The 2,418-nt window shown below is 72.0% G+C and carries 2 protein-coding genes; both read right to left on the bottom strand.

The genetic code is table 11. From position 1 onward, the window contains the following. Positions 1–50 precede the first annotated feature (50 nt). Positions 51–800 (bottom strand): GntR family transcriptional regulator, encoded by a 750-nt coding sequence (locus HYE82_RS35925; protein ID WP_179178422.1) that lies wholly within the window; start codon positions 798–800, stop codon positions 51–53. 79 nt (positions 801–879) lie between these two features. After that, positions 880–2,193 carry a homogentisate 1,2-dioxygenase gene (hmgA, locus tag HYE82_RS35920; RefSeq protein ID WP_179178421.1) on the bottom strand — a complete coding sequence of 438 codons (1,314 nt, stop codon included), beginning with the start codon at positions 2,191–2,193 and terminating at the stop codon, positions 880–882. Positions 2,194–2,418: the final 225 nt, after the last annotated feature.

Genomic DNA, 2,418 nt, shown 5'->3' with positions numbered 1-2,418 from the left:
GTCCGGACGGGCTCTCGGGGGCCGGGGGCCGGTGTTCGGACGGCTCTCGGTCAGTGGGCCTCGACGGTCACCGTGAACGAGAACCGGTCGCCCCGGTACCGGATCCGCGCCACGTCCACGACCCGGCCGTCCTCGTCGTACGTCACGCCCGTGTAGTGCAGGATCGGGCTCAGCAGCGGCACTTGGAGCAGCTCGGCCGTCTCCGGGTCGGCGAGCCGCGCCTCCACGGTGTCCGTGATCCGGCTGATCCGCACGCCGACGACATCGCGCAGCACCTTGGTCATCGGCCAGCGCGCCAGGTCCTCCAGGTCCACCGCGTCCGCGACCTCGGAGCGGACGGCGTTCTCCGCCCAGTTCGTCGGCTCGCCGCTCTCACCGTCGTGCCGCAGCCGCCGGTACGTGACCACCTCCGCCGTGTCCGGGAAGTGCTCCAGCAGCTCCCCGGACACCGGGGTCCGCTCGCGGCCGAGCACCGTCGTACGGTCGCCGGACTGCTGCGCCACGATCGCGTCGACCGAGCCCAGCAGCCGCACCGGGGCCCCGCGCCGCGCGCCCGGTTCGATGAAGGTGCCGCGCCGCCGGTGCCGGCTGATCAGCCCCTCGCCCTCCAGCTCCTTCAGCGCCTGGCGCATCGTCAGCACGCTCACCCCGTAGTGCTCGGCGAGCTGCTCCTCGGTGGGCAGGCGCAGCGAGGCGTCCGGGGTGCGGCCCAGTATCGAGGCGCGCAGCGACTGTGACACCTGGTACCAGAGCGGCAGCTTCCGGTTGAGCACCAGGGAATCGGGAGCGAAGGCGGTCACGGTCGGTCTCCGTACGGACGGGGCGTCGGTGTTCGGCCCCTCCCCGTGGCGGCGGGCCGGGGGAGGGGTCGGGGGCATTTTAGGCGCGGAAGTGGCGCTCCAGCCCCTGCCAGACATCGTCGTACGCGGGCTGGAGGTGACCGGCGCCGGCCGCCTGGGCGGTGACGGCGATCGGCCAGCGGGTCTCGAACATGAAGGCCAGGCCGTCGTCGATCTTCTGCGGCTTCAGCTCGGCGGCGCTGGCCTTGTCGAAGGTCTCCCGGTCCGGGCCGTGCGCCGACATCATGTTGTGCAGGGAGCCGCCGCCGGGGACGAAGCCCTCGGCCTTGGCGTCGTAGGCGCCCTCGATCAGGCCCATGTACTCGCTCATCACGTTCCGGTGGAAGTACGGCGGGCGGAAGGTGTCCTCGCCGACCAGCCAGCGCGGCGCGAAGACCACGAAGTCAACGCCCGCCAGGCCGGGGGTGTCGGAGGGCGAGGTCAGCACCGTGAAGATCGACGGGTCCGGGTGGTCGTAGCTGATGGAGCCCAGGACGTTGAAGCGGCGCATGTCGTAGACGTACGGGGTGTGGGTGCCGTACCAGGCGACCACGTCCAGCGGGGAGTGGTCGTACGTCGCGGACCACAGGTTGCCGCAGAACTTGTTCACCACCTCGGTCGGGCGGTCCTCGTCCTCGTACGCCGCCACCGGGGCCCGGAAGTCCCGGGCGGCCGCGAGGCCGTTGGCGCCGATCGGGCCGAGGTCCGGCAGCTCGAACGGGCGGCCGTAGTTCTCGCAGACGTACCCGCGGGCGGTGTCGTCGAGCAGCTCGACGCGGAAGCGGACGCCCCGCGGGATCAGGGCCACCTCGCCCGGCTTCGCGGCGAGCAGGCCGAGCTCGGTGCGCAGCAGCAGGCCGCCGCGCTCCGGGACGATCAGCAGCTCTCCGTCGGAGTCGCTGAACACCCGGTCCGTCATGTCGGCGTTGGCGGAGTAGAGGTGGATCGCCATGCCGGAGCGCTGGGTGGCGTCGCCGTTCCCGCCGAGCGTCCACAGGCCGGAGAGGAAGTCGGTGCCCGGGGCCGGGTCGGGCGTCGGGTTCCACCGCAGGCGGTTGGGGTCGGCCGGAGCGTCGGTGAAGGGGGCGGTGCGCAGGGCGCCGTTGTCGATCCGGGTGAACGGCGGGTGGGCGGCCGAGGGGCGGATCCGGTAGAGCCACGAGCGGCGGTTGTGCTTGCGCGGCTCGGTGAAGGCGCTGCCGCTGAGCTGCTCCGCGTAGAGGCCGAGGGGGGCGCGCTGGGGCGAGTTGCGGCCTGCAGGGAGGGCGCCGGGGACGGCCTCCGAGCTGTGCTCGTTGCCGAATCCGGTGAGGTACTCCAGGGCCTCGGCCGTCTTCCTGGCCTGCTCGCTCATGGCTGCTTCCACTCTGTCGAAGGAATCCTATGGCTGACAGTAGGATTCCGCGCCGCGCGCGTCAATGGCGTTCTGCGGCGGCCGGCTCCTGTCCGGTCCCGATCGCCCGGCGGGGGAGTGCGGGAGGGGGGATGGGTGCGCCGCCGGAGATTGGGTGTGCCGCGGGGGCTCACAAAACATGAACATTGCTCTACTCTCGCGCGCATGTCGTGGACCCCCTGGAAC

Source organism: Streptomyces sp. BR123, from assembly GCF_013401435.1.
Classification (GTDB): domain Bacteria; phylum Actinomycetota; class Actinomycetes; order Streptomycetales; family Streptomycetaceae; genus Streptomyces.
The sequence above is the reverse complement of the archived record's forward strand: the minus strand, read 5'-3'. Positions and strand labels throughout refer to the sequence as shown.